Raw genomic sequence first — 20,865 nt, 5'->3', positions numbered from 1 at the left:
GCGCACACAAAAAAGCCCGGCTGAAATAATCCAGCCGGGCTTTACAATGTATTTAACTAAAACTTAGTTTTTTTCGTCTTTAACTTCTTCAAAGTCAACATCAGTTACAGTATCGCCATGATCCTGTGCACCTGCTCCTGTGTTACCTTCAGGCTGACCACCTTGCTGAGCGTCGCCTGCAGCTTTGTACATCTCTTCAGATGCAATAGCCCATGCAGCATTCAGTTCAGTTTGAGCGGCATCTATCGCATCAAAGTTTTTAGCAGCATAAGCTTCTTTCAACTTAGCTAAACCAGCTTCGATAGGACCTTTTTTGTCGGCAGAAATTTTATCGCCGTACTCTTTCAGTTGTTTTTCTGTTGAGAAGATCAAAGCATCAGCACCATTCAGTTTTTCAACTTCTTCACGTGCTTTTTTATCTGATTCAGCATTTGCTTCAGCCTCATCCTTCATCTTCTTGATCTCAGCATCAGTTAAGCCAGAAGAAGCTTCGATACGGATTTTTTGCTCTTTACCGGTTGCTTTATCTTTAGCAGATACATGCAATATACCGTTGGCATCAATATCAAAAGTTACTTCAACCTGTGGTACACCACGAGGTGCTGGTGGAATACCATCCAGGTGGAAACGGCCTATAGTACGGTTACCCGCAGCCATTGGGCGCTCACCCTGTAATATGTGAATCTCTACAGATGGCTGGCTATCAGACGCAGTTGAGAAAGTTTCAGATTTTTTAGTTGGGATAGTTGTGTTTGCTTCAATTAATTTTGTCATTACACCACCCATAGTTTCAATACCTAATGAAAGTGGAGTAACATCCAATAACAACACATCCTTAACCTCACCTGTTAACACACCACCTTGAATAGCAGCACCAATTGCAACAACTTCATCAGGGTTAACACCTTTTGAAGGAGTTTTACCAAAGAATTTTTGAACAGCTTCCTGTATTGCAGGGATACGTGTAGAACCACCTACAAGGATAACTTCGTCGATATCAGAAGTGCTGTAACCAGCATTTTTCAATGCAGTTCTGCAAGGCTCAATAGTACGTTTGATCAGGCTATCTGCCAGTTGCTCAAATTTAGCACGGGTTAAAGTTTTAACCAAGTGCTTTGGCATGCCATCAGCAGCAGTAATGTATGGTAAGTTAATTTCTGTTTGTGCAGAACTTGATAACTCAATTTTAGCTTTTTCGGCAGATTCTTTTAAACGTTGCAAAGCCATTGGATCTTTACGCAGATCAATACCTTCATCACTTTTAAATTCATCAGCCAACCAGTCAATAATTACCTGGTCAAAATCATCACCACCTAAGTGAGTATCACCATCAGTTGATTTTACTTCAAAAACGCCATCACCTAATTCAAGGATTGATACGTCATGTGTACCACCACCGCAGTCAAAAACTGCAATTTTCATATCCTTGTGTGCTTTATCAAAGCCATAAGCTAAGGCAGCAGCAGTAGGTTCGTTAATGATACGACGTACTTTTAAACCAGCAATTTCACCGGCTTCTTTAGTGGCCTGGCGTTGTGCATCGTTAAAGTAAGCTGGTACAGTGATAACAGCTTCTGTAACTTCATGTCCTAAAAAGTCTTCAGCAGTTTTCTTCATTTTCTGAAGAATCATTGCAGAGATCTCTTGCGGAGTATATTTACGGTCGCCAATTTCAACACGTGGAGTGTTGTTGTCACCTTTAACTACATTATAAGGTACACGTGCAGCTTCACTTGTAACCTCGTTAAACTGGTTACCCATAAAGCGTTTGATAGATGAGATGGTTTTTGTAGGGTTAGTGATTGCCTGACGTTTTGCAGGATCGCCAACTTTACGCTCGCCGTTATCTATAAAAGCTACTACGGACGGCGTAGTACGTTTGCCCTCGCTGTTTGCTATAACTACAGGTTCGTTACCTTCCATTACAGCCACGCAGGAGTTTGTTGTTCCTAAGTCGATTCCAATTATTTTAGACATATGATTGTTTTTTCTTGATTTTATTAATTTACTACAACACCTATTTAACAACGTTTGTGCCAATACCTATTTGGCAGGGCATATGGTCAGGATGACAATTATTGCGTCAGAAAAGTCATCCCCAGTGGTGACAGGTTGGCAGAAATTAAGGTGAAAGCTGAAAGGTTAAGGGTGAAAGGTTGCGTTTAGAAGTTAAAAATGTAGTCTAAATTTCATTTAAAAGGCTGCAAACTTATATGTGGAAACATTAATTGCACTATCTAAATATAAAGAGCAGTCAGCTGCCTCGGAGGCCATTGCTAAAGCAGTTAAGGTTTACTTTAAAACTGCCTGGTCTACTTATCTTCTATTATATACTGAAATACGTTCAAATAGAAGTTTGTTAAATTTCAATCAATAAGCTTGATTCTTGATCAACAAAAACTCTCATCGTCATAAGTTTAAAATTTCATTAACTTTATACAAACAAAACGCCTCTGTTACCAAATACTCCAAACAGGCTTATTACCACGCCTGGAATTGCATAACAAAAGCTTTGTATACAAAGCTTACCCTTCACTTTAAAAAAGAGAACTGGTTTACTATTGTTATTTAATTCCAAACAAATCAAATGTTTTTTATCGAATCGGAACGGTTAAAACTGATACCGTTAACACACGAACAACTTTTGCTGCTACGGCAAGACCGTGCACTCATGGAAATTTCCATCGGGTTAACACCGTCATTTATGCTTGTCGAACCCTTTTACTATGCCGAAATCATAGATGCGCTCGACAACTTCTGGCTACCCAACACCCTCGCCCACCCCGAAAAATATCTATGGTATACAGATTGGGAACTGGTGCTTAAAAGTGCAAATACCTCGGTAGGCGGCATGGGCTTTGCAGGCTACCCTAATGAAAATGGCGAAGCAGAGATAGGCTATATGATTGATGGCAACCATCACAACAAAGGCTTCGCGACAGAAGCTTTACAAACAATGATTACCTGGGCGTTCACGCATCAATTTGTAAAAGCTATTATTGTGCACACCTATGCAGATAACCTGCCTTCGCGCCGCTTGTTAGATAAATGTGGTTTTGAACAGGTGGAAGACGTGGAAGGGTTGCTTACTTATAGGTTGGAGAAGTAATCAATTTGTCAGCACGGGGACTCAACAGATTCAGCTGATTCCTGGATTTGATTGTGAAAGACGTGATGACAGGTAAAATCCCTTAATCCGAAAAATCCCGTTAATCCCGGTTCAGACAAAAAGTATTTCACAAAAAAAAACGCCCTGCTCAAATGAACAGTGCGTTTTTCAATATCTAAGAGGTAGATGAAATTATTCTCCTTTTTCTTCTGCTTCCGGAGTTGCAGGAGCTTCAGTTTCAGCAACTGGCGCTTCTTTAACTTCTTCGGCAACAACAGCTTCTTCAGCAGCAACAGGTGCAGCAGTTTTAGCTTTTGCAGAAGCACCACGACGACGAGTTGATTTTTTAGCCGCAGCTGCAGTATCAACTCCGTAAACGGTGTTATAATCAACTAACTCAATCATTGCCATTTCAGCGTTATCACCTAAACGGTTTTCTAACTTAATGATACGAGTGTAACCACCTGGACGGGTTGCTATTTTCTCAGCAATTTCGCGGAAAAGGATAGTAACTGCATCTTTATCCTGCAGGTAGCTAAATACTATACGACGAGAGTGTGTAGTATCGCTTTTTGATTTTGTTAAAAGTGGCTCAACATAACCGCGTAAAACTTTCGCTTTAGCTAATGTTGTAGTGATGCGCTTGTGTAAGATAAGCGAAGTTGCCATGTTGGCCAGCATCGCTTTGCGGTGGCTGGTAGTACGGCCTAAGTGATTGTTTTTGTTTCCGTGTCTCATTGTTTTTAATTATTTCACGTGCATACCGTCTGGCGATCAACTCAAGCCTTCGGAATTATGCCTTCGCTATTTTTATTATTAGATTGAAGAATTAAGAGTCAAGAATCAGGATCTTTTCTTATATCTTGATTCTTAACTCTTGATTCTCTTTTATTATTCTTCGTCTAACTTAAATTTAGACAGGTTCATACCAAAAGATAAACCTTTTGATTTAACCAGGTCCTGAATTTCAGTTAATGATTTTTTACCAAAGTTTCTGAACTTCAACATATCAGCAACATCATACGATACTAAATCGGCAAGGCTGCGGATATCAGCAGCTTTAAGGCAATTCAATGCACGTACAGACAAGTCAAGATCAACCAATTCAGTTTTAAGGATCTTACGCATGTGTAATATCTCTTCATCAACTTCTTTGGTTTCTTCTTTGGCCTGAGCTTCAAGCATCATGTTCTCATCGCTAAATAACATAAAGTGCTGGATAAGGATCTTAGCAGCTTCTTTTAATGCATCTTCAGGATGGATAGATCCATCGGTAGCAATATCTAAAACTAATTTTTCATAATCAGTTTTTTGCTCAACACGATAGTTCTCGATAGTATATTTTACGTTTTTTATAGGCGTAAAAATAGAATCGATAGCAATAACACCAACATTTGCATCCGGGTTTTTATTTTCCTCGCTTGGAACATAACCACGGCCTTTACCAACAGTAAGCTCAATTTCAAGCGTTACTGATGAATCCATATTGCAAAGTATCAGATCAGGATTTAATACAGTAAAGTTGTTGGAGAATTTAGTGATATCACCAGCTTTAAATTCATCCTGACCATTTATGATAACAAATACTTTCTCGTTATCGCCAGATTCACCTGTTTTTTTGAAACGAACTTGCTTAAGGTTCAAAATGATCTCGGTTACGTCTTCAACAACACCTTTGATGGTTGAAAACTCATGCGTAACTCCTGAAAAACGAACAGAAGTTATTGCATAACCTTCTAGTGATGAAAGTAAGATACGACGTAGAGCATTACCAATGGTTATACCGAAGCCTGGTTCTAACGGACGAAATTCAAACGTTCCATCAAAATCATTCGATTTCTGCATGATAACCTTGTCTGGTTTTTGAAATGCTAAAATTGCCATTTATATCCTTTATTTATTGTTTGCTAATTGAAATGATTTAAACCACGAAAATGATTGACATAACATGCCAATCATCACGTGGATAAGTATCGTTATTATTTTGAGTACAACTCAACGATTAAATTTTCCTTAATGTTTTCAGGTATCTCATCGCGGTTAGGATAGTTAAGGAATTTACCTGTTAAGGCATTTGCATCCCACTCTAACCAGCTGTATTTGTTGATTCTTCTTCCGGCTACTGATGTAGTAATAGCTTCAAGTGATTTAGATTTTTCACGTACAGAAATCACATCACCTGCTTTTAACGCGTAAGATGCAATGTTTACAACAGCACCATTAACGTTAATGTGTTTGTGATTAACCAGCTGACGGGCTCCAGAACGTGTAGGTGATATACCTAAACGGTAAACAGCATTATCTAAACGAGCCTCTAAAAATTTCAGCAGGTTTTCGCCTGTGATACCTTCTTTAGCCGATGCACGGTGAAACAAGTTTTCGAACTGACGCTCTAATACACCGTAAGTGTATTTAACTTTTTGTTTCTCCATTAACTGGGTTGAATATTCTGATTGCTTTCCACGACGTTTGGAAGCACCATGCATTCCGGGTGGATAGTTTTTACGTTCTAACGCCTTATCCGGACCGAAGATCGGCTCACGGAAACGACGTGCTATTTTGGACTTTGGTCCTGTATATCTTGCCATTGTTGTGTGTTCTTAAAGTATCATGCAACCTTACGCTGCAGAATCTTAGCTTTAAAATCTGTTAATTAAACTCTTCTTCTTTTAGACGGACGGCAACCATTGTGTGGAAGCGGCGTAATGTCTTTTATCGTGGTAACTTCAATACCTGCAGTTTGCAAAGTACGGATAGCTGATTCACGACCGGCACCAGGGCCTTTTACAAATACTTCTACCTTGCGTAAACCTAAATCATAGGCAACTTTACCGCAATCGCCGGCAGCTTGACCTGCAGCGTAAGGAGTATTCTTTTTTGAACCCTTAAAGCCCATTTTACCAGCTGATGACCATGAAATAGCCTGGCCGGTTTTGTTGGTAAGGGTGATAATGATGTTGTTAAAAGTTGCATTGATGTGTGCTTCGCCAACCGGCTCCACAATTACAATGCGCTTTTTGGTAACTTTTTTACTTTTAGCCATTTTTTTGATTATTGATTTTACGAATTACTTGGTTAATACCATAACCAGGACCCGTAACCATTCTTTATAACTTATTCCTAATGATCTTAAAGCAATAATAAATTACCACCTCTCAACCACTAATCAATTATTATTTAGTAGCCTTCTTTTTGTTGGCAACTGTTTTACGTTTTCCTTTACGGGTACGTGAGTTGTTCTTAGTACGCTGACCACGTAATGGTAAACCTTTACGGTGACGTGTACCACGGTAGCAACCTATATCCATTAAACGCTTAATGTTTAATTGAACTTCTGAACGAAGTGAACCTTCAACCTTGATCTGATCGTTAATGATTCCACGAATCGCGGCTAACTGATCATCGCTCCAGTCTTGCACTTTGGTATTAAAATCAATACCTGCTTCAGTCAAAATCTTTTGAGCTGTTGAGCGGCCTATACCGAAAATGTAAGTAAGTCCGATTTCTCCTCTTTTATTTTTTGGTAAATCAATACCTGATATCCTTGCCATATTTCTTTTTTATTTATTGAGTTATCGAATTATTGAATTATCGAATTCCTTAAAATCAGTAATTCAATCTTTCTCCAATTCAAAATTGTTCTTAGCCCTGGCGTTGTTTGTACTTAGGATTCTTTTTGTTAATAACATAAAGTTTCCCGTTACGGCGAATGATTTTGCAATCAGCGCTGCGTTTCTTAATGGATGCTCTAACTTTCATCTCTTTTATTATTTATATCTATAGGTTATTCTACCCTTACTTAAATCGTACGGACTCATTTCTAATTTCACTCTGTCGCCAGGTAAAATCTTGATATAGTGCATACGCATCTTGCCGGAAATATGTGCAATAATCTCGTGACCATTTTCAAGTTCAACCCTGAACATTGCATTTGACAATGCCTCCCTAATTGTACCGTCTTGCTCAATCGAAGATTGTTTAGCCATATTTTGTTGATTATTACTTAATTATCCGCCCTAAAACCGGGATGCAAAATTAATAAAAATTATTTAATTATTATTCTTTTCTTTTAAAACATTATCAACATATTCAAACGTTGATAAAATGTCTGGCTTACCTTTGCCAATGGCAACTGTATGCTCGTAATGCGCCGATACCTTTTTATCTGAAGTTGATACTGTCCAGCCATCATCCCAAAACTTAACACCGGCACGGCCTGCATTAATCATTGGTTCAATAGCAATCACCATACCTTCTTCCAGTTTGGTACCTGCACCACGCTTGCCATAGTTTGGTACTTCGGGTTTTTCATGTAACTGAAGCCCTACCCCATGCCCTACAAGCTCTTTAACAACACCGAAGCCATTCTTCTCCGCATGTTCCTGTACAGCATAGCCTATATCGCCTATGCGCATACCTACAACAGCTTTTGCTACGCCCAGGTCTAAACACTCCTGCGTAACACGCATGAGTTTCTTAGTCTGTTCTGATACCTCACCAATGGCAAAGGTATAAGCAGAATCACCAAAGTATTTGTTTAAGATAACACCGCAGTCAACAGAAACCAGATCACCGTCGGTTAAAACATGCTTGCCTGGAAAACCATGCACCACCTGATCGTTCAGGGAGATGCATAGTGAAAAAGGGAAGCCGTGATAGTTTAAAAAAGCAGGTATACCGCCGTTATCGCGTATAAAAGTCTCAGCCAGCTTGTCAAGCTCGATAGTCCTCACACCAGGTCCGATAACCTTAGCTATTTCCCCAAGGGTCTTAGATACGAGTAACGAACTTTCCCTTATGAGTTCTATCTCCTCGACAGACTTATAATTGATTTTTGACATCTTATATATTAGATCGCTGTCGGACTTGTTCCGGCAGCAGCAGGCATTGCTGTACGTCCTTTAATTCGTCCGGTTTTCATTAAACCATCATAATGGCGCATCAACAGGTGACTTTCTATTTGTTGCAATGTATCCAATACAACACCCACCAGGATGATCAGCGATGTACCACCAAAGAATCTTGCGAAAATTGGAGACACACCAACCAAACTGGCAATTGCAGGAATGATTGCTATAATAGCCAGGAAAATAGATCCTGGTAAAGTAATTCTTGAAATTACACCATCAATATAATCTGCAGTTGTTTTACCTGGTTTAACGCCGGGGATAAAACCGCCATTCTTTTTCATATCATCAGCCATTTGGTTAGGATTAACCGTAATTGCTGTATAGAAATAAGTGAACAGGATTATCAGTACGCCAAACAGCAAATTGTGCTGCCATGAGTTATAATTTGATAACGCAATTAATATACCGTTTGATGAAATGCTTGGCAAAAATTGTTGTACCGTTTGTGGTATAAACATTAAAGCCTGGGCAAATATGATAGGCATTACACCTGCCGCGTTTACCTTTAAAGGTATGTACTGACGTACACCGCCGTATTGTTTATTACCTACTATTCGTTTAGCATACTGTACCGCAATTTTACGGGTACCCTGTACTATCATGATAGTAAACATTACCACACCAATTAAGGCTACAATTTCAACAATGAAAGTTACTAAACCACCAGTACCTGTGGTACGTGATGTGAACTCTGTTAAGAAAGCGCCTGGCAATTGGGCAATAATACCAACCATGATGATCAGTGATATACCGTTACCAATACCTTTATCCGTAATTTTCTCTCCCAGCCACATTACAAATAATGTACCTGCGGTTAAAACAAACGTATTAAGTATAGTAAACATCGGATTGCTTATCAGCATAGCATCAGGAGCAACCTGCGATTTAAGGTAACCTATAGCCTGTAAAAACGTGATACCTATAGTTAGGTATCGCGTCCACTGGTTAAGTTTATTACGACCGCTTTCGCCTTCTTTTTGCAATTTGGTGAAGTAAGGAACAGCGATACCTAATAATTGCACCACAATTGAAGCCGAGATATAAGGCATTACACCCAATGCAAAAATTGAGGAACGTGAAAACGAACCTCCCGCAAACATATTCAGCAATCCTACTAATCCTTCTGCTTTTTGGTTTGATACTGATGCAGGATTAACCCCTGGCAGAACCACAAATGAACCGACGCGATATATTAAAAGAAATAAGAGTGTGTTTATAATACGCACTCTCAGATCTTCGATTTTCCAGATATTGGATAATGTGGTGAAAAATTTCTTCATCCTAAAATTATAGCTTAACTATGGTACCACCAGCTGCTTCAATAGCTTTTTGAGCTGTAGCAGTAAATGCATGTGCCTCAACTTCTAATTTGGCTTTTAACTCGCCACGACCAAGGATCTTAACCAGGTCATTACGAGATGCTAAACCGTGCTCTTTCAAAGTAGCGAAATCAACCTTTGTAAGTGTATATTTTTCAACTAATTCTTGCAGCACATCAAGGTTAACGCCTGTATACTCTACACGGTTAGGGTTTTTAAAACCAACCTTAGGCACACGACGTTGTAAAGGCATCTGACCGCCTTCAAAACCAACCTTTGTGCTTGTACCTGAACGTGACCCGGCGCCTTTATGGCCACGGGTTGATGTTCCACCACGGCCAGAACCTGTACCACGGCCAATTCTTTTTCTATTTTTAGTAGAACCTTCTGCAGGTTTTAAATTACTTAAATTCATGATATTAAATATTTTCTACCGCTACCAGGTGATTAACTTTTCTAACCATACCTACTATAGCAGGAGTTGCCTCAACTTCCACACTGTGGTTAATTTTACGCAAGCCTAATGCTTCGATCGTCTTTTTTTGGCGCTCACTTCTGTCGATCACGCTTTTAATCTGAGTTATTTTGATTTTGGCCATGACTGATTATCCGTTAAATACTTTACCTAAACTAACGCCACGTTGCTGCGCTACAGTATGTGCATCACGTAATTGTGATAATGCAGATACAGTTGCTTTAACCACGTTGTGCGGATTTGATGAACCTTTTGATTTTGCCAATACGTTGTGGATACCTGCAGACTCTAACACTGCACGCATTGCACCACCCGCAATAACACCGGTACCATTTGCTGCTGGTTTAATAAAAACAAAACCACCGCTAAATTTACCTATCTGCTCATGAGGTACAGTACCGTTAATAATTGGCACTTTTACCAGGTTCTTTTTTGCATCATCAATACCTTTAGCAATTGCTTCAGTAACCTCTTTTGCTTTACCTAAACCGTAACCTACAACACCGTTCTCATCGCCCACTACCACAATGGCACTGAAGCTAAAAGTACGACCACCTTTGGTTACTTTGGCAACACGTTGTATGCTTACCAAGCGGTCTTTTAATTCGATCTCGCTTGTTTTTACTCTTTTTATGTTGATTGTTGACATTTCTCTTTTCGATTAAAAGTTTAAACCACCTTCACGTGCACCTTCGGCCAGTGACTTAACACGACCATGGTACAAATAACCGTTCCTGTCGAAAACCACATCTTTAATACCTGCTGCGATAGCTTTCTGAGCTACCAGTTTGCCTACGGCTACTGATTGATCAGATTTTGTGCCTTCTGCTGCAACAAAGTCTTTTGATAAAGATGATGCTGATACGATAGTTTTACCGGTTAAATCGTCAATGATCTGCGCGTAAATACCTTTATTGCTCCTAAATACTGACAGGCGAGGACGCTCTGTTGATCCTGAAAGGCGTTTTCTGATACCTTTTTTAATCCTGTCTCTTCTTGATAATTTAGCTCCCATGACGATTATTTTTTAGATGCTGATTTACCTGCTTTTCTTCTCAATATCTCGCCTACAAACTTAATACCTTTACCCTTGTAAGGCTCTGGAGTACGTAACGAGCGTATTTTTGCAGCTACTTGTCCAATTAACTGTTTGTCAATTGACTCAAGTATGATAGTTGGGTTTTTACCCTTATCAGCAGTGGTTGTAACTTTAATTTCTTGTGGTAATTCAAATACATAGTGGTGAGAGTAACCCAACACTAAATCTAATGTATTACCTGTATTGGTAGCACGGTAACCCACACCCACTAATTCCTGTTGTATTTTGTAACCTTCTGTTACACCTACTACCATGTTATTTAACAATGCACGGTATAAACCATGTAATGCTTTGTGACGTTTTTGATCAGACGGGCGTGTAACCAGTAACTGACCGTCTTCCTGTGCAATGGTGATATCGCTATCAACCGCTTGCTGCAATTCACCTTTAGGGCCTTTTACAGTAACAACATTATCTGCTGATACGGTAACAGTTACTCCCTGTGGCATTGCTATCGGTGCTTTTCCTACTCTTGACATTGCTTAATTTCTCCTATTAATAAACGTAGCATAAAACTTCGCCACCTACATTTTGCTGACGGGCTTCTTTATCAGACATTACGCCTTTTGAAGTCGACAAGATGGCAATACCTAAACCATTTAATACTCTTGGCAAGTTATCCATGCCTGCGTATTTTCTCAAACCTGGTTTACTGATGCGCGTAATGCTACGGATAGCAGAAATTTTAGTTATCGGGTGGTACTTTAAAGCAACTTTAATGCTGCCCTGAGGACCAACTTCTTCAAACTTGTAATTGGCAATGTAACCTTTATCGAAAAGCACCTTAGTGATTTCCTTTTTAAGATTTGATGCAGGAATTTCAACAACCCTATGGTTGGCTTTAATAGCATTCCTTACTCGTGTAAGATAATCTGCGATTGGATCTGTATTCATTTTATTGTGTTATGATGGTGGTTTCCTTCCCGTAACATCCGGGACGACCTGCCATCGGTTAAATTCTCTTTTTTAGCTCAATGCTAAAAGCACAAAGCTTAAAGCCTGTTTAGCTTTATGCTTTATGCCTTGAGCTTTTTGCTCTTTTTTACCAGCTAGCTTTCTTTACTCCCGGTATTTTACCTGCCAATGCCATTTCACGGAATGTTACGCGTGAAATACCAAACTGACGCATATAACCACGAGGGCGACCAGTCAATTTACAACGGTTGTGTAATTTTACCGGAGACGACGCTTTAGGCAATTTATCTAAACCAACGAAATCGCCGGCTTCTTTAAGGGCTGCTCTTTTCTCTGCGTATTTTGCAACCAATTTAGCGCGCTTTACTTCACGAGCTTTTACACCTTCTTTAGCCATTGCTATTTTGATTTTTAAATGGTAATCCAAATTGTTTCAACAACTCCAATGCTTCAACATCGTTTGTTGCGGAGGTTACAAAGGTAATATCCATACCTTGGATTTTATTGATTTTGTCAATATTTATCTCAGGGAATATAATTTGCTCTGTTATACCTAAAGTATAGTTACCTCTTCCGTCAAAACCTTTATCGTTGATGCCTTTAAAATCACGGATACGTGGAAGGGCAACAGCAATTAAGCGATCCAAAAACTCATACATTGTGTTGTCACGCAAGGTAACACGTACGCCAACCGGCATATTTTTACGCAATTTAAAGTTTGAGATATCTTTCTTAGATTTTGAAGATACTGCCTGCTGACCAGTGATGGTTGTTAATTCGGTGATTGTGTTCTCGATAAGTTTTTTATCGGTAGTAGCACCGCCAACACCCTGGTTAATGGCAATCTTTTCCAGTTTAGGAACCTGCATTACGCTTTTGTACTGAAATTTATCTTTCAGTGCAGTACGAATTTCGTCCTTATATTTTGTTTTTAATCTTGGTACGTAAGTCATTACTTAATTTCCTCCCCTGATTTTTTTGCTACCCTTACTAATTTGCCGGCTTCGTTTTTCTTACGGCCAACACGGGTTGTATTACCTGTTTTAGGATCAACCAGCATTAGGTTTGAAATATGTATTGCAGCTTCTTGTTTAACAATTCCGCCGTTAGGATTAGCAGCATTAGGTTTAGTATGTTTTGATACCATATTGGCACCTTCAACAATAGCTCTACCTTTATCAACTAATACTTCAACAATTTTGCCTTGTGTTCCCTTTGAATCACCGGCTATAACTTTCACTAAATCACCTTTGCGGATCTTTAGTTTAGTTGGCTGTGCGTGTTTTTTCTTTTCCATGATTACAATACCTCCGGTGCTAATGATACAATTTTCATAAATTGTTTCTCACGCAGTTCTCTTGCAACCGGGCCAAAGATACGGGTACCTCTTGGCTCGTCCTGGTTATTTAACAAAACAGCTGCGTTATCGTCGAAACGGATGTATGAACCATCTTTTCTGCGGATCTCTTTTTTGGTGCGTACTACTACGGCTTTTGATACAGTACCTTTTTTTACGTTACCTGAAGGTAAAGCGCTTTTTACGGTTACTACTATCTTATCGCCTATAGATGCGTACCTTTTGCCGGTACCACCTAACACACGGATCACTAAAACTTCTTTAGCGCCACTGTTATCGGCTACGTTTAATCTTGATTCCTGTTGTACCATCTTATTTAGCCCTTTCTAAAATTTGAACTAATCTCCAGTTTTTGCTTTTGCTCAGCGGGCGGGTTTCCATAATCAGTACGGTATCGCCTATGCCACAAGTATTAGTCTCATCATGAGCCATAAATTTTGTGGTTTTTTTAACGAACTTACCGTAGATAGGGTGTTTTACTTTACGCTCAACAGCCACAACAATAGATTTCTCCATCTTATTGCTAACCACCAGGCCGGTACGTGTTTTTCTTAAATTTCTTTCCATTTTTCTGAATGCTTAAAAAATTAATTCTTTTCAGAAGCCGACGCCGCTTTGCGCTGTGTTAATTCAGTATTTAACTGAGCAATTCCCTTGCGTACCTTTGTTATACGGGATGGATTCTCAATAGCAGAAACTGCGTGAGCAAATTTCAATTTGGTTAGGGTTGACCTTTCCTCTGCGAGTTTTGCGTTCAATTCTTCTGTTGATAGCTCCAAAATTTCTGAGTTTTTCATTTTCTTATTATTTTATTCGTTGTAAAGTTGGAAAGTTGAAATGTTAAAAAGTTCCCTTTTGGGGCGGTTGCTAAATCAATATGGTTTTTCAACCTTTAAACATTACAACCTTTCAACTACTCCGAACAATTATTTATGCTTCTACGTAATCCCTACGTACTATAAATCTTGTTTGTACTGGAAGCTTGGCAGCTGCAAGGCGTAAAGCCTCTTTAGCAACTTCCAAAGGCACTCCTTCGGCTTCAAAGATGATCCTTCCGGGGCGAACTACCGCTACCCAATATTCTGGAGCACCTTTACCTTTACCCATACGTACCTCTGCTGGTTTTTTGGTTACAGGCTTGTCAGGAAAAATCCTGATCCAAACCTGGCCTTCACGTTTCATAAAACGTGTTACAGCGATACGTGCAGCCTCGATCTGGCGGCTGGTAATCCATGCCGCTTCGAGTGATTTTACACCAAAAGATCCGAATGAAAGTTCAGCACCACGAGTGGTTAAACCTTTCATCCTGCCTTTTTGCATCTTTCTGAACTTCGTTCTTTTTGGCTGTAGCATTTTCTTAAGCTTTTATATCGTTACGATATTTTTCTTCTACTTGTAATTATTATCTCTTTGGGCCGCCTGGACGGTTACCACCACCTTGACCACCTGGACGGTTGCCACCTGGACCACCCGGACGGCTACTACCGCCACCACGAGGACCAGCATTGCCACCTGCACCCGGGCCGCCTCTGCGGTCGCCACCAGCACCTGGTTTCCTGTCATTTCTGCGTTCGCCACCACGTTCGCCACCGCGCTCGTTGCCACGTCCACCGAATGCCGGAGCACCATCTGGCCTGCCACCTTTACCGCTGTTGCTGCTTGTACCACCAATGTTTGGAGACAAGTCGCGTTTGCCATAAACTTCGCCTTTACAGATCCATACTTTAACACCTATTTTACCATAAGTAGTTAATGCTTCTGCTAATGCGTAGTCAATATCGGCACGGAAAGTGTGCAAAGGAATTCTTCCTTCTTTATATTGTTCGCTACGTGCCATCTCGGCACCGCCTAACCTGCCTGATGTCATGATCTTGATTCCTTCAGCACCCATTCTCATGGTTGAAGCAATTGTAGTTTTCATGGCACGACGGAAAGAGATACGTGCTTCTAATTGTTTTGCGATACCTTCAGCTACTAATTGTGCATCAAGTTCAGGGCGTTTAATTTCAAAGATGTTGATCTGAACTTCCTTTTTGGTAAGTTTTTTCAACTCTTCTTTGATCTTATCAACCTCTGCACCGCCTTTACCAATCACAATACCCGGACGGGCAGTGTGGATAGTTACAGTGATACGTTTTAAAGTGCGTTCGATAACTACTTTTGATACACCACCTTTAGCTATACGAGCTGAAAGGTATTTGCGGATCTTTTCGTCTTCAACTAATTTGTCGGCATAGTGATTGCCACCGAACCAATTAGAATCCCATCCTCTGATGATTCCTAACCTGTTACCTATTGGATGTGCTTTCTGTCCCATTTCAAATTAATTATTATCGTTTTTACTATCCACAATCAGTGTTACATGGTTTGAGCGTTTGCGTATGCGGTACCCTCTTCCTTGCGGAGCAGGGCGCAGTCTTTTTAATTGACGGCCACCACCTACTGAAATCTCTTTTACAAATAAGGCGCTATCTTCAACGCGTTTGCCTTCGTTTTTTGCTTCCCAGTTTTTAATAGCTGATAACAAAAGTTTCTCTACACGAATTGCAGCTTCTTTGTTAGTATATTTTAATATGTATAACGCTTTCTCAACGTTTTCACCACGGATCAGGTCAACCACCAAACGCATTTTGCGTGGTGAAGTTGGGCAGTTCTGTAGCTTGGCAACAGAAGCGCCGCCTACCTGGGCTTTCGCAGCTTCTTTTTGCTGTCTGATCAATACAGACTTTTTGATTTTAGTTGTTGCTTCCATGCCTTATTTTTTCTTTTCTGCGTGACCGCGGAATGTGCGGGTTGGAGCAAACTCTCCCAGCTTGTGACCAACCATGTTTTCTGTTACATACACCGGGATAAACTTGTTACCATTGTGTACTGCGAATGTGTGACCAACGAAATCAGGAGAGATCATGGAACGACGTGACCATGTTTTTACAACTGATTTTTTGCTTGATTCATTCAAGGTAAGAACTTTTCTTTCCAGGTTATGATCAATATAAGGTCCTTTTTTAATTGAACGTGCCATTATTTTTTCCTTCTTTCAATGATATAACGATCAGACCCTTTTTTCTTGTCACGTGTTTTGTAGCCTTTAGCTAACAAACCTTTACGTGAACGTGGATGACCACCTGAGGCTCTACCCTCACCACCACCCATAGGGTGATCTACCGGGTTCATGGCAACACCACGAACACGCGGCCTGCGGCCTAACCAACGTTTGCGGCCTGCTTTACCTAACACCGCGTTTGCTCTTTCGCCATTTGAAACGGTACCGATAGTTGCCAAACAAGTTGACAGTATCATACGTGTTTCGCCTGAAGGCAATTTAATAATGGCATATTTACCATCACGTGCTGAAAGCTGAGCGTAAGTACCGGCGCTGCGGGCAATTACACCACCCTGGCCTGGGTTTAACTCAATGTTGTGAATGATAGAACCTAACGGGATGTTCTTCAAAGGCATGGTATTACCAACCTCTGGAGTAGCTGTCTCGCCGGCTACAACCATCGTTCCAACTGTTAAGCCTTCCGGAGCGATCATGTATCGTTTTTCACCATCAACAAAATGTAACAGTGCTATACGTGCAGAACGGTTAGGATCATACTCAATAGTTGCAACTTTTGCAGGGATGTCAAATTTATTACGTTTGAAATCAATCAACCTATATGCTTGTTTATGACCACCACCCATGTAGCGCATAGTCATTTTACCGGTATTGTTACGCCCGCCCGATCTTGTGTTGGCTGATTCAACTAACGACTTTTCAGGAACGTTTGTTGTAATATCTGAATTAGATACATCAACTCTGAAACGGGTACCGGGGGTAACCGGTTTAAATCTCTTTACTGCCATCTCTTAATTATATATTGCTGTAAAAATCAATTGTTTGACCGTCATTCAACGTAATGATCGCTTTTTTATACGTAGCAGCACGGCCAGATACGGCGCCTGCTTTAGTATTGCGAGTTTTAAGTTTGCCGACGTATTTCATAGTGTTTACCGCCTTAACGTTAACACCATACATTGCCTCAATGGCGCCTTTAATCTGAATCTTGTTTGCTCTGTGATCAACTTTGAAAGCATAACGGTTAAGTTTCTCGGTTAATTGAGTTACTTTTTCAGTAAGTAGGGGTTTCTTTAAAATTTCCATAATTACTTAGCTAATGCTTCCTCCAAAGTTTTAACAGCGCCTGTAGTTAATAACAGTTTACCAGCGTTTAACACATCATAAGTGTTTAGCTGCTCAACTGAAATTACTTTCGTTTTCTTCAGGTTTCTGCTTGATAAATACACATTGTTGTTTTCAGCTGCTGCTACTACTAATAATGTTTTTTCATTAGTAACATTCAGGTCAGCTTCCATTTTAATGTAAGTTTTAGTTTTGATGTTATCAAAGTTAAAATCTTCCAATACTAAAATGTTGTTATCCTTTGCTTTGTATGATAAAGCCGATTTACGAGCCAGTGATTTAAGTTTCTTGTTTAACTTGAAACTGTAATCGCGTGGTTGCGGACCGAAAACGCGACCACCACCATTAAATAATGGAGATTTAACGCTACCTGCACGGGCACCACCTGTACCTTTTTGTTTATATAATTTGCGGGTTGAACCTGCAATTTCGTTACGCTGTTTTGATTTGTGTGTACCCTGACGTTGGTTAGCTAAATACTGCTTAACATCAAGATAGATCGCGTGATCGTTTGGTTCAATACCGAATACCGACTCAGGAAGCTGCACCTTGGCACCTGTTTCTTTACCTGATACGTTTAATACGTTTACTTCCATCTTATTTATCCACTATTACGAATGAACCCTTAGCTCCGGGGATGGAACCTTTAACAACCAACAGATTCTGCTCAGCGTAAACCTTTACAACTTGTAAATTTTGTGTTTTAACACGAACGTTTCCGGTTTGACCCGCCATGCGCATGCCTTTAAATACACGAGACGGCCACGATGACGCACCCAAAGATCCTGGCGCACGTAAACGATTGTGCTGACCGTGAGTTTGCATACCCACACCCGCAAAACCGTGACGTTTTACCACACCCTGAAATCCTTTACCTTTTGAAGTACCAACTACATCAACAAAATCTCCCGCAGCGAAAATCTCTACAGTGATAGTATCACCTAATGATTTTTCGTCCTCGAAAGTTTTGAATTCAACAAGCTTACGCTTTGGAGTTGTACCGGCTTTTTGGAAGTGTCCTTTTAACGGACCAGAAGTGTTTTTTTCCTTTTTGTCGCCATATGCCAGCTGTACAGCAGCATATCCGTCTGATTCAACAGACTTAACTTGTGTTACCACGCAAGGGCCAGCTTCGATTACTGTACAAGGAATATTTTTCCCTGTTTCATCGAAAATGCTGGTCATTCCTACTTTTTTACCAATAATTCCTGACATTTTCTTAATTTATTTGTGTCCATCGAAGCAGTAGGGCTTCGTTCAAGACATATTATTCCCCCCGAAAGGGACGGCAAAGATAGAAACTTTGTAGTAATAATCAAATAGTTAGTGAGTTATTTTTTTATAAATTTTATATACGTGTTTTAACAGGCGGTTTTGAGTTATTTGATTGGGGATTAAGTGATTCAAATTCGCTTGATTTATTTCTCTCCCACATCATCGCAAAGCGCAAAGTAATCTCCCGATTGACAGGCGGCGTAGGATTTGCCCGGACCAGAATTTTCTGAATTAAGGAATGAACAAAATTTGAAAAAGGCTGCTTATTAACGCTGCGTATCGGATGAAAAGCGGAGGCCATGTGCGATTCCCCTCTTGAGAGGGGCTGAGGGGTGTGTTGGCCTATTAACAAAATCCTTAATCCTTTGTCCAAAAGTCCATTATCTAATTAATGGCAATGCCTGCGGCCCGGGCTGTACGCTTATACTGCACAGGCATTAGCCACGGGCCGGTATTCGCTGCCATCCCTATTGTGGGGATACTCGAATTTCTTTCGTCATAATTTTGTACGCCCCACACTACAACTTAAAATTGTGGAAAACTATTTTCAAAATCCCTTATAATTCATGGTGCATATTGGATATAGGGAAAATATTAAAAACAACTATTTTCTGAACACAAACTATCATTAACATTGCACATCATGAAAATGCTCGACTTCCTGGATCGTATTACTCAAAAAAATATCGTCCCCTTAACCAACTCCTCTTCGGTAACCATCCATGATTTTTACCGGGATACTATCGAAATTAACCTTCCGGCTGTACAAGTAGTCCAGGATTGGCATCAAATACTAATGCGCTTTGTTGATGAGCCTGATGCAAAATTTTTTATCAGAAAATTTGGCGGCGCTTCGCAAAAACAATGGAACCTGCTTCGCCGTGGCTTTTTAACCGAATATAACAATGCAGCTTTTATATACTGCGATAATTTTTTGGCCCATTATTTTTATAACATGGCCATTGAAGGTTATGTACCCGAATACGACGACTTTAGAGATACTATACTGCAGATGAAATTCCCTTATGGTCATATGGAAACCAAGGAGGAGTTGGAACACAGGGCATCTCCGCGGGGCAAATCTCCCAAAATAAATTCCAATGGCTGGAAACTGGCCCATATCTATTCTGTAAATCAAAATGATTACTCCTATGATTATAAAACGGCGGAGCATAAGCTGTTTACAATTGGTGAACACAAAGATTGGATAAAAGGCAAAAAATGGACATCGCGCGTTAATCCTGTGGAACTTAGCGCCCATGAGCAAAATACCATTAAAACACACTTTTTGCGCTTTGTGCACCCAATAAACTACTTTACCGTTCCAAAGGCTAAACATCATCAATCGGCAGTTGGGAATAATATTGGCGAGCACCCCGACCTGCTTGATTTTATGAAAGGCATCCAGTTAAGCCGGTTTGGTGAAGTATATCTCGAATATAAACAAAGCATAGCCGCGCTTGACAAAACCGTCGGGGCCCAACCCGGCGAAACGGTCATCAATATCACCCTTAATAAAATGGCCGCCAAACCTGCCGATAAGACGAAAAAAACAAAGTCTCAACAAAAGGGAAAAGACACAAACACCAAAGCAGCTCAACCTACGATGAAAGTAGGCGAGCTCGTGAAAACATCTTTCGTGGCTCTAATCGAGAATAAATTAATAGCTGACACCGACATTAAAAACTTATCTGATAAAACATTTTCGAAAGTAAACTTTGATATCAATTATCCTTTTTTAATCAAAGTTGTTGCCGGGAAATCTATAGCAGAATTAAGAACGGTTAAAGATCGGCCCAGATATTGGAAAGATGTTTTTACTATTAATGGCATCGAATATTTGTTATGTAAAGAATGGTATGAGGGCAGCCGTAACCTTTTTATGAAGTGGCAAAAAAAGAAACAGATATGAAAACCAAGCCAGACAAAAATCATCCTCATATACTGACACGGGACATCCCCTTGCGCGAATCCCACTGGCTTGACAGGGAATATAAAAAGGGAGAATTAGTATACCTATTTTATGGCAGTACCTACGGCTGTATAAGTAAAACCGGACTGGCCTGTACTTTCAATCCGGGCGAAGGTCCTTTTGTTCAATTACCAAAAGATGCAATTGCGGCACTTTAAGCGTTACATAATACCTGCCAGAACATCAGTTTATAAAAAATCCAATTCTTTCCCTATATTCATCCATCTAACAATTAAGCAGTTAAACAC

General features: G+C 40.1%; 33 protein-coding genes. 3 read left to right on the top strand and 30 right to left on the bottom strand.

Annotated features, from left to right (window positions below):
• Nucleotides 1-63: 63 nt before the first annotated feature.
• Nucleotides 64-1,977, bottom strand: a complete 1,914-nt coding sequence (gene dnaK, locus AC1DYB_RS05835; protein ID WP_477433199.1) for a molecular chaperone DnaK — start codon at nt 1,975-1,977, stop codon at nt 64-66.
• A 610-nt stretch (nt 1,978-2,587) separates the two neighbouring features.
• Here dnaK and AC1DYB_RS05830 point away from each other — a divergent pair.
• Entirely contained in the window at nt 2,588-3,109 is a 522-nt protein-coding gene (locus tag AC1DYB_RS05830) for a GNAT family N-acetyltransferase (RefSeq protein ID WP_477433197.1), read from the top strand.
• 192 nt (nt 3,110-3,301) lie between these two features.
• Here the strand turns inward: AC1DYB_RS05830 and rplQ are convergent, their stop codons facing one another.
• From rplQ to rplC, 29 genes are all read right to left on the bottom strand, one after another.
• Nucleotides 3,302-3,847, bottom strand: coding sequence for a 50S ribosomal protein L17 (rplQ, locus tag AC1DYB_RS05825; RefSeq protein WP_295717603.1), 546 nt, complete (start codon nt 3,845-3,847; stop codon nt 3,302-3,304).
• Nucleotides 3,848-4,000: 153 nt separating this feature from the next.
• Nucleotides 4,001-4,993, bottom strand: a complete 993-nt coding sequence (locus tag AC1DYB_RS05820; protein ID WP_295717604.1) for a DNA-directed RNA polymerase subunit alpha — start codon at nt 4,991-4,993, stop codon at nt 4,001-4,003.
• Nucleotides 4,994-5,088: 95 nt separating this feature from the next.
• Nucleotides 5,089-5,697: a 30S ribosomal protein S4 gene (gene rpsD / locus AC1DYB_RS05815; RefSeq protein WP_295717606.1), complete on the bottom strand. Its 609-nt coding sequence runs from the start codon at nt 5,695-5,697 to the stop codon at nt 5,089-5,091.
• 65 nt (nt 5,698-5,762) lie between these two features.
• On the bottom strand, nt 5,763-6,152 hold the full coding sequence (gene rpsK / locus AC1DYB_RS05810; protein WP_259097382.1) for a 30S ribosomal protein S11: 390 nt from the start codon (nt 6,150-6,152) through the stop codon (nt 5,763-5,765).
• Nucleotides 6,153-6,282: 130 nt separating this feature from the next.
• Nucleotides 6,283-6,660, bottom strand: coding sequence for a 30S ribosomal protein S13 (gene rpsM / locus AC1DYB_RS05805; RefSeq protein WP_295717612.1), 378 nt, complete (start codon nt 6,658-6,660; stop codon nt 6,283-6,285).
• Nucleotides 6,661-6,751: 91 nt separating this feature from the next.
• The gene (gene rpmJ, locus AC1DYB_RS05800; protein ID WP_074487407.1) at nt 6,752-6,868 is read right to left on the bottom strand and encodes a 50S ribosomal protein L36; all 117 of its coding nucleotides are present in this window, start codon (nt 6,866-6,868) and stop codon (nt 6,752-6,754) included.
• A gap of 8 nt (nt 6,869-6,876) precedes the next feature.
• The gene (gene infA / locus AC1DYB_RS05795; RefSeq protein WP_090643449.1) at nt 6,877-7,095 is read right to left on the bottom strand and encodes a translation initiation factor IF-1; all 219 of its coding nucleotides are present in this window, start codon (nt 7,093-7,095) and stop codon (nt 6,877-6,879) included.
• A gap of 63 nt (nt 7,096-7,158) precedes the next feature.
• Entirely contained in the window at nt 7,159-7,950 is a 792-nt protein-coding gene (gene map, locus AC1DYB_RS05790) for a type I methionyl aminopeptidase (protein WP_477433195.1), read from the bottom strand.
• 8 nt (nt 7,951-7,958) lie between these two features.
• On the bottom strand, nt 7,959-9,299 hold the full coding sequence (gene secY, locus AC1DYB_RS05785) for a preprotein translocase subunit SecY (protein ID WP_477433193.1): 1,341 nt from the start codon (nt 9,297-9,299) through the stop codon (nt 7,959-7,961).
• Between the two features lie 7 nt (nt 9,300-9,306).
• On the bottom strand, nt 9,307-9,753 hold the full coding sequence (gene rplO, locus AC1DYB_RS05780; RefSeq protein WP_295717624.1) for a 50S ribosomal protein L15: 447 nt from the start codon (nt 9,751-9,753) through the stop codon (nt 9,307-9,309).
• 4 nt (nt 9,754-9,757) lie between these two features.
• Nucleotides 9,758-9,937 carry a 50S ribosomal protein L30 gene (gene rpmD / locus AC1DYB_RS05775; protein WP_183556590.1) on the bottom strand — a complete coding sequence of 60 codons (180 nt, stop codon included), beginning with the start codon at nt 9,935-9,937 and terminating at the stop codon, nt 9,758-9,760.
• A gap of 6 nt (nt 9,938-9,943) precedes the next feature.
• Entirely contained in the window at nt 9,944-10,462 is a 519-nt protein-coding gene (rpsE, locus tag AC1DYB_RS05770) for a 30S ribosomal protein S5 (RefSeq protein ID WP_295717627.1), read from the bottom strand.
• 12 nt (nt 10,463-10,474) lie between these two features.
• Nucleotides 10,475-10,828: a 50S ribosomal protein L18 gene (gene rplR / locus AC1DYB_RS05765; RefSeq protein ID WP_295717628.1), complete on the bottom strand. Its 354-nt coding sequence runs from the start codon at nt 10,826-10,828 to the stop codon at nt 10,475-10,477.
• Between the two features lie 5 nt (nt 10,829-10,833).
• Entirely contained in the window at nt 10,834-11,391 is a 558-nt protein-coding gene (gene rplF / locus AC1DYB_RS05760; protein ID WP_295717630.1) for a 50S ribosomal protein L6, read from the bottom strand.
• A gap of 16 nt (nt 11,392-11,407) precedes the next feature.
• Nucleotides 11,408-11,806 (bottom strand): 30S ribosomal protein S8, encoded by a 399-nt coding sequence (gene rpsH, locus AC1DYB_RS05755; RefSeq protein WP_477391526.1) that lies wholly within the window; start codon nt 11,804-11,806, stop codon nt 11,408-11,410.
• Nucleotides 11,807-11,954: 148 nt separating this feature from the next.
• Nucleotides 11,955-12,224: a 30S ribosomal protein S14 gene (gene rpsN, locus AC1DYB_RS05750; RefSeq protein ID WP_295717634.1), complete on the bottom strand. Its 270-nt coding sequence runs from the start codon at nt 12,222-12,224 to the stop codon at nt 11,955-11,957.
• On the bottom strand, nt 12,217-12,780 hold the full coding sequence (gene rplE / locus AC1DYB_RS05745; protein WP_090643407.1) for a 50S ribosomal protein L5: 564 nt from the start codon (nt 12,778-12,780) through the stop codon (nt 12,217-12,219). The genes rpsN and rplE overlap by 8 nt, the downstream gene beginning before the upstream one ends.
• Nucleotides 12,780-13,124: a 50S ribosomal protein L24 gene (gene rplX, locus AC1DYB_RS05740; RefSeq protein WP_477433191.1), complete on the bottom strand. Its 345-nt coding sequence runs from the start codon at nt 13,122-13,124 to the stop codon at nt 12,780-12,782. Before rplX ends, rplE begins: the two co-directional genes overlap by 1 nt.
• A 2-nt stretch (nt 13,125-13,126) precedes the next feature.
• Nucleotides 13,127-13,495, bottom strand: a complete 369-nt coding sequence (rplN, locus tag AC1DYB_RS05735; protein WP_073405786.1) for a 50S ribosomal protein L14 — start codon at nt 13,493-13,495, stop codon at nt 13,127-13,129.
• A 1-nt stretch (nt 13,496) separates the two neighbouring features.
• Nucleotides 13,497-13,751: a 30S ribosomal protein S17 gene (gene rpsQ / locus AC1DYB_RS05730; RefSeq protein WP_008506277.1), complete on the bottom strand. Its 255-nt coding sequence runs from the start codon at nt 13,749-13,751 to the stop codon at nt 13,497-13,499.
• A 20-nt stretch (nt 13,752-13,771) separates the two neighbouring features.
• Nucleotides 13,772-13,981 carry a 50S ribosomal protein L29 gene (gene rpmC / locus AC1DYB_RS05725; RefSeq protein WP_295717647.1) on the bottom strand — a complete coding sequence of 70 codons (210 nt, stop codon included), beginning with the start codon at nt 13,979-13,981 and terminating at the stop codon, nt 13,772-13,774.
• A 133-nt stretch (nt 13,982-14,114) separates the two neighbouring features.
• A complete protein-coding gene (gene rplP, locus AC1DYB_RS05720; protein ID WP_295717649.1) occupies nt 14,115-14,537 on the bottom strand; it encodes a 50S ribosomal protein L16 in 423 nt (140 codons plus the stop codon).
• Between the two features lie 49 nt (nt 14,538-14,586).
• On the bottom strand, nt 14,587-15,501 hold the full coding sequence (gene rpsC, locus AC1DYB_RS05715; protein WP_477433189.1) for a 30S ribosomal protein S3: 915 nt from the start codon (nt 15,499-15,501) through the stop codon (nt 14,587-14,589).
• 6 nt (nt 15,502-15,507) lie between these two features.
• Nucleotides 15,508-15,936: a 50S ribosomal protein L22 gene (gene rplV, locus AC1DYB_RS05710; protein WP_295717653.1), complete on the bottom strand. Its 429-nt coding sequence runs from the start codon at nt 15,934-15,936 to the stop codon at nt 15,508-15,510.
• Nucleotides 15,937-15,939: 3 nt separating this feature from the next.
• Complete coding sequence (gene rpsS / locus AC1DYB_RS05705; protein ID WP_076377419.1) at nt 15,940-16,206, bottom strand: 30S ribosomal protein S19; 267 nt, start codon at nt 16,204-16,206, stop codon at nt 15,940-15,942.
• Nucleotides 16,206-17,033, bottom strand: a complete 828-nt coding sequence (gene rplB / locus AC1DYB_RS05700) for a 50S ribosomal protein L2 (protein ID WP_295717657.1) — start codon at nt 17,031-17,033, stop codon at nt 16,206-16,208. Before rplB ends, rpsS begins: the two co-directional genes overlap by 1 nt.
• A 7-nt stretch (nt 17,034-17,040) precedes the next feature.
• Nucleotides 17,041-17,331, bottom strand: a complete 291-nt coding sequence (gene rplW / locus AC1DYB_RS05695) for a 50S ribosomal protein L23 (protein WP_090643376.1) — start codon at nt 17,329-17,331, stop codon at nt 17,041-17,043.
• A gap of 2 nt (nt 17,332-17,333) precedes the next feature.
• On the bottom strand, nt 17,334-17,966 hold the full coding sequence (gene rplD / locus AC1DYB_RS05690; protein WP_295717661.1) for a 50S ribosomal protein L4: 633 nt from the start codon (nt 17,964-17,966) through the stop codon (nt 17,334-17,336).
• A 1-nt stretch (nt 17,967) separates the two neighbouring features.
• Nucleotides 17,968-18,585 (bottom strand): 50S ribosomal protein L3, encoded by a 618-nt coding sequence (gene rplC, locus AC1DYB_RS05685; protein WP_295717663.1) that lies wholly within the window; start codon nt 18,583-18,585, stop codon nt 17,968-17,970.
• Nucleotides 18,586-19,288: 703 nt separating this feature from the next.
• Here rplC and AC1DYB_RS05680 point away from each other — a divergent pair.
• Both AC1DYB_RS05680 and AC1DYB_RS05675 read left to right on the top strand, forming a co-directional pair.
• Nucleotides 19,289-20,557 carry a hypothetical protein gene (locus AC1DYB_RS05680; protein ID WP_477433187.1) on the top strand — a complete coding sequence of 423 codons (1,269 nt, stop codon included), beginning with the start codon at nt 19,289-19,291 and terminating at the stop codon, nt 20,555-20,557.
• Nucleotides 20,554-20,775 carry a hypothetical protein gene (locus AC1DYB_RS05675; protein WP_477433185.1) on the top strand — a complete coding sequence of 74 codons (222 nt, stop codon included), beginning with the start codon at nt 20,554-20,556 and terminating at the stop codon, nt 20,773-20,775. The genes AC1DYB_RS05680 and AC1DYB_RS05675 overlap by 4 nt, the downstream gene beginning before the upstream one ends.
• Nucleotides 20,776-20,865: the final 90 nt, after the last annotated feature.

Source organism: Mucilaginibacter sp. P2_A4 (assembly GCF_056405015.1).
The sequence above is the reverse complement of the archived record's forward strand: the minus strand, read 5'-3'. Positions and strand labels throughout refer to the sequence as shown.

What these genes read in the sequence shown, in the direction of transcription:
- rplN (WP_073405786.1), bottom strand. Translation starts at nt 13,495, where the DNA reads ATGGTACAACAGGAATCAAGATTAAACGTAGCCGATAACAGTGGCGCT.
- rplE (WP_090643407.1), bottom strand. Translation starts at nt 12,780, where the DNA reads ATGACTTACGTACCAAGATTAAAAACAAAATATAAGGACGAAATTCGT.
- rpmC (WP_295717647.1), bottom strand. Translation starts at nt 13,981, where the DNA reads ATGAAAAACTCAGAAATTTTGGAGCTATCAACAGAAGAATTGAACGCA.
- AC1DYB_RS05820 (WP_295717604.1), bottom strand. Translation starts at nt 4,993, where the DNA reads ATGGCAATTTTAGCATTTCAAAAACCAGACAAGGTTATCATGCAGAAA.
- rpsQ (WP_008506277.1), bottom strand. Translation starts at nt 13,751, where the DNA reads ATGGAAAGAAATTTAAGAAAAACACGTACCGGCCTGGTGGTTAGCAAT.
- rplR (WP_295717628.1), bottom strand. Translation starts at nt 10,828, where the DNA reads ATGGGAGCTAAATTATCAAGAAGAGACAGGATTAAAAAAGGTATCAGA.
- rpsS (WP_076377419.1), bottom strand. Translation starts at nt 16,206, where the DNA reads ATGGCACGTTCAATTAAAAAAGGACCTTATATTGATCATAACCTGGAA.
- rpsE (WP_295717627.1), bottom strand. Translation starts at nt 10,462, where the DNA reads ATGTCAACAATCAACATAAAAAGAGTAAAAACAAGCGAGATCGAATTA.
- AC1DYB_RS05675 (WP_477433185.1), top strand. Translation starts at nt 20,554, where the DNA reads ATGAAAACCAAGCCAGACAAAAATCATCCTCATATACTGACACGGGAC.
- rpsC (WP_477433189.1), bottom strand. Translation starts at nt 15,501, where the DNA reads ATGGGACAGAAAGCACATCCAATAGGTAACAGGTTAGGAATCATCAGA.
- AC1DYB_RS05830 (WP_477433197.1), top strand. Translation starts at nt 2,588, where the DNA reads ATGTTTTTTATCGAATCGGAACGGTTAAAACTGATACCGTTAACACAC.
- rpmD (WP_183556590.1), bottom strand. Translation starts at nt 9,937, where the DNA reads ATGGCCAAAATCAAAATAACTCAGATTAAAAGCGTGATCGACAGAAGT.
- rplW (WP_090643376.1), bottom strand. Translation starts at nt 17,331, where the DNA reads ATGGAAATTTTAAAGAAACCCCTACTTACTGAAAAAGTAACTCAATTA.
- secY (WP_477433193.1), bottom strand. Translation starts at nt 9,299, where the DNA reads ATGAAGAAATTTTTCACCACATTATCCAATATCTGGAAAATCGAAGAT.
- map (WP_477433195.1), bottom strand. Translation starts at nt 7,950, where the DNA reads ATGTCAAAAATCAATTATAAGTCTGTCGAGGAGATAGAACTCATAAGG.
- rplP (WP_295717649.1), bottom strand. Translation starts at nt 14,537, where the DNA reads ATGCTACAGCCAAAAAGAACGAAGTTCAGAAAGATGCAAAAAGGCAGG.
- rplB (WP_295717657.1), bottom strand. Translation starts at nt 17,033, where the DNA reads ATGGCAGTAAAGAGATTTAAACCGGTTACCCCCGGTACCCGTTTCAGA.
- rpsH (WP_477391526.1), bottom strand. Translation starts at nt 11,806, where the DNA reads ATGAATACAGATCCAATCGCAGATTATCTTACACGAGTAAGGAATGCT.
- rplC (WP_295717663.1), bottom strand. Translation starts at nt 18,585, where the DNA reads ATGTCAGGAATTATTGGTAAAAAAGTAGGAATGACCAGCATTTTCGAT.
- rplF (WP_295717630.1), bottom strand. Translation starts at nt 11,391, where the DNA reads ATGTCAAGAGTAGGAAAAGCACCGATAGCAATGCCACAGGGAGTAACT.
- rplQ (WP_295717603.1), bottom strand. Translation starts at nt 3,847, where the DNA reads ATGAGACACGGAAACAAAAACAATCACTTAGGCCGTACTACCAGCCAC.
- rplO (WP_295717624.1), bottom strand. Translation starts at nt 9,753, where the DNA reads ATGAATTTAAGTAATTTAAAACCTGCAGAAGGTTCTACTAAAAATAGA.
- rpmJ (WP_074487407.1), bottom strand. Translation starts at nt 6,868, where the DNA reads ATGAAAGTTAGAGCATCCATTAAGAAACGCAGCGCTGATTGCAAAATC.
- rpsD (WP_295717606.1), bottom strand. Translation starts at nt 5,697, where the DNA reads ATGGCAAGATATACAGGACCAAAGTCCAAAATAGCACGTCGTTTCCGT.
- AC1DYB_RS05680 (WP_477433187.1), top strand. Translation starts at nt 19,289, where the DNA reads ATGAAAATGCTCGACTTCCTGGATCGTATTACTCAAAAAAATATCGTC.
- rpsM (WP_295717612.1), bottom strand. Translation starts at nt 6,660, where the DNA reads ATGGCAAGGATATCAGGTATTGATTTACCAAAAAATAAAAGAGGAGAA.
- infA (WP_090643449.1), bottom strand. Translation starts at nt 7,095, where the DNA reads ATGGCTAAACAATCTTCGATTGAGCAAGACGGTACAATTAGGGAGGCA.
- dnaK (WP_477433199.1), bottom strand. Translation starts at nt 1,977, where the DNA reads ATGTCTAAAATAATTGGAATCGACTTAGGAACAACAAACTCCTGCGTG.
- rplV (WP_295717653.1), bottom strand. Translation starts at nt 15,936, where the DNA reads ATGGAAGCAACAACTAAAATCAAAAAGTCTGTATTGATCAGACAGCAA.
- rplX (WP_477433191.1), bottom strand. Translation starts at nt 13,124, where the DNA reads ATGGAAAAGAAAAAACACGCACAGCCAACTAAACTAAAGATCCGCAAA.
- rpsN (WP_295717634.1), bottom strand. Translation starts at nt 12,224, where the DNA reads ATGGCTAAAGAAGGTGTAAAAGCTCGTGAAGTAAAGCGCGCTAAATTG.
- rpsK (WP_259097382.1), bottom strand. Translation starts at nt 6,152, where the DNA reads ATGGCTAAAAGTAAAAAAGTTACCAAAAAGCGCATTGTAATTGTGGAG.
- rplD (WP_295717661.1), bottom strand. Translation starts at nt 17,966, where the DNA reads ATGGAAGTAAACGTATTAAACGTATCAGGTAAAGAAACAGGTGCCAAG.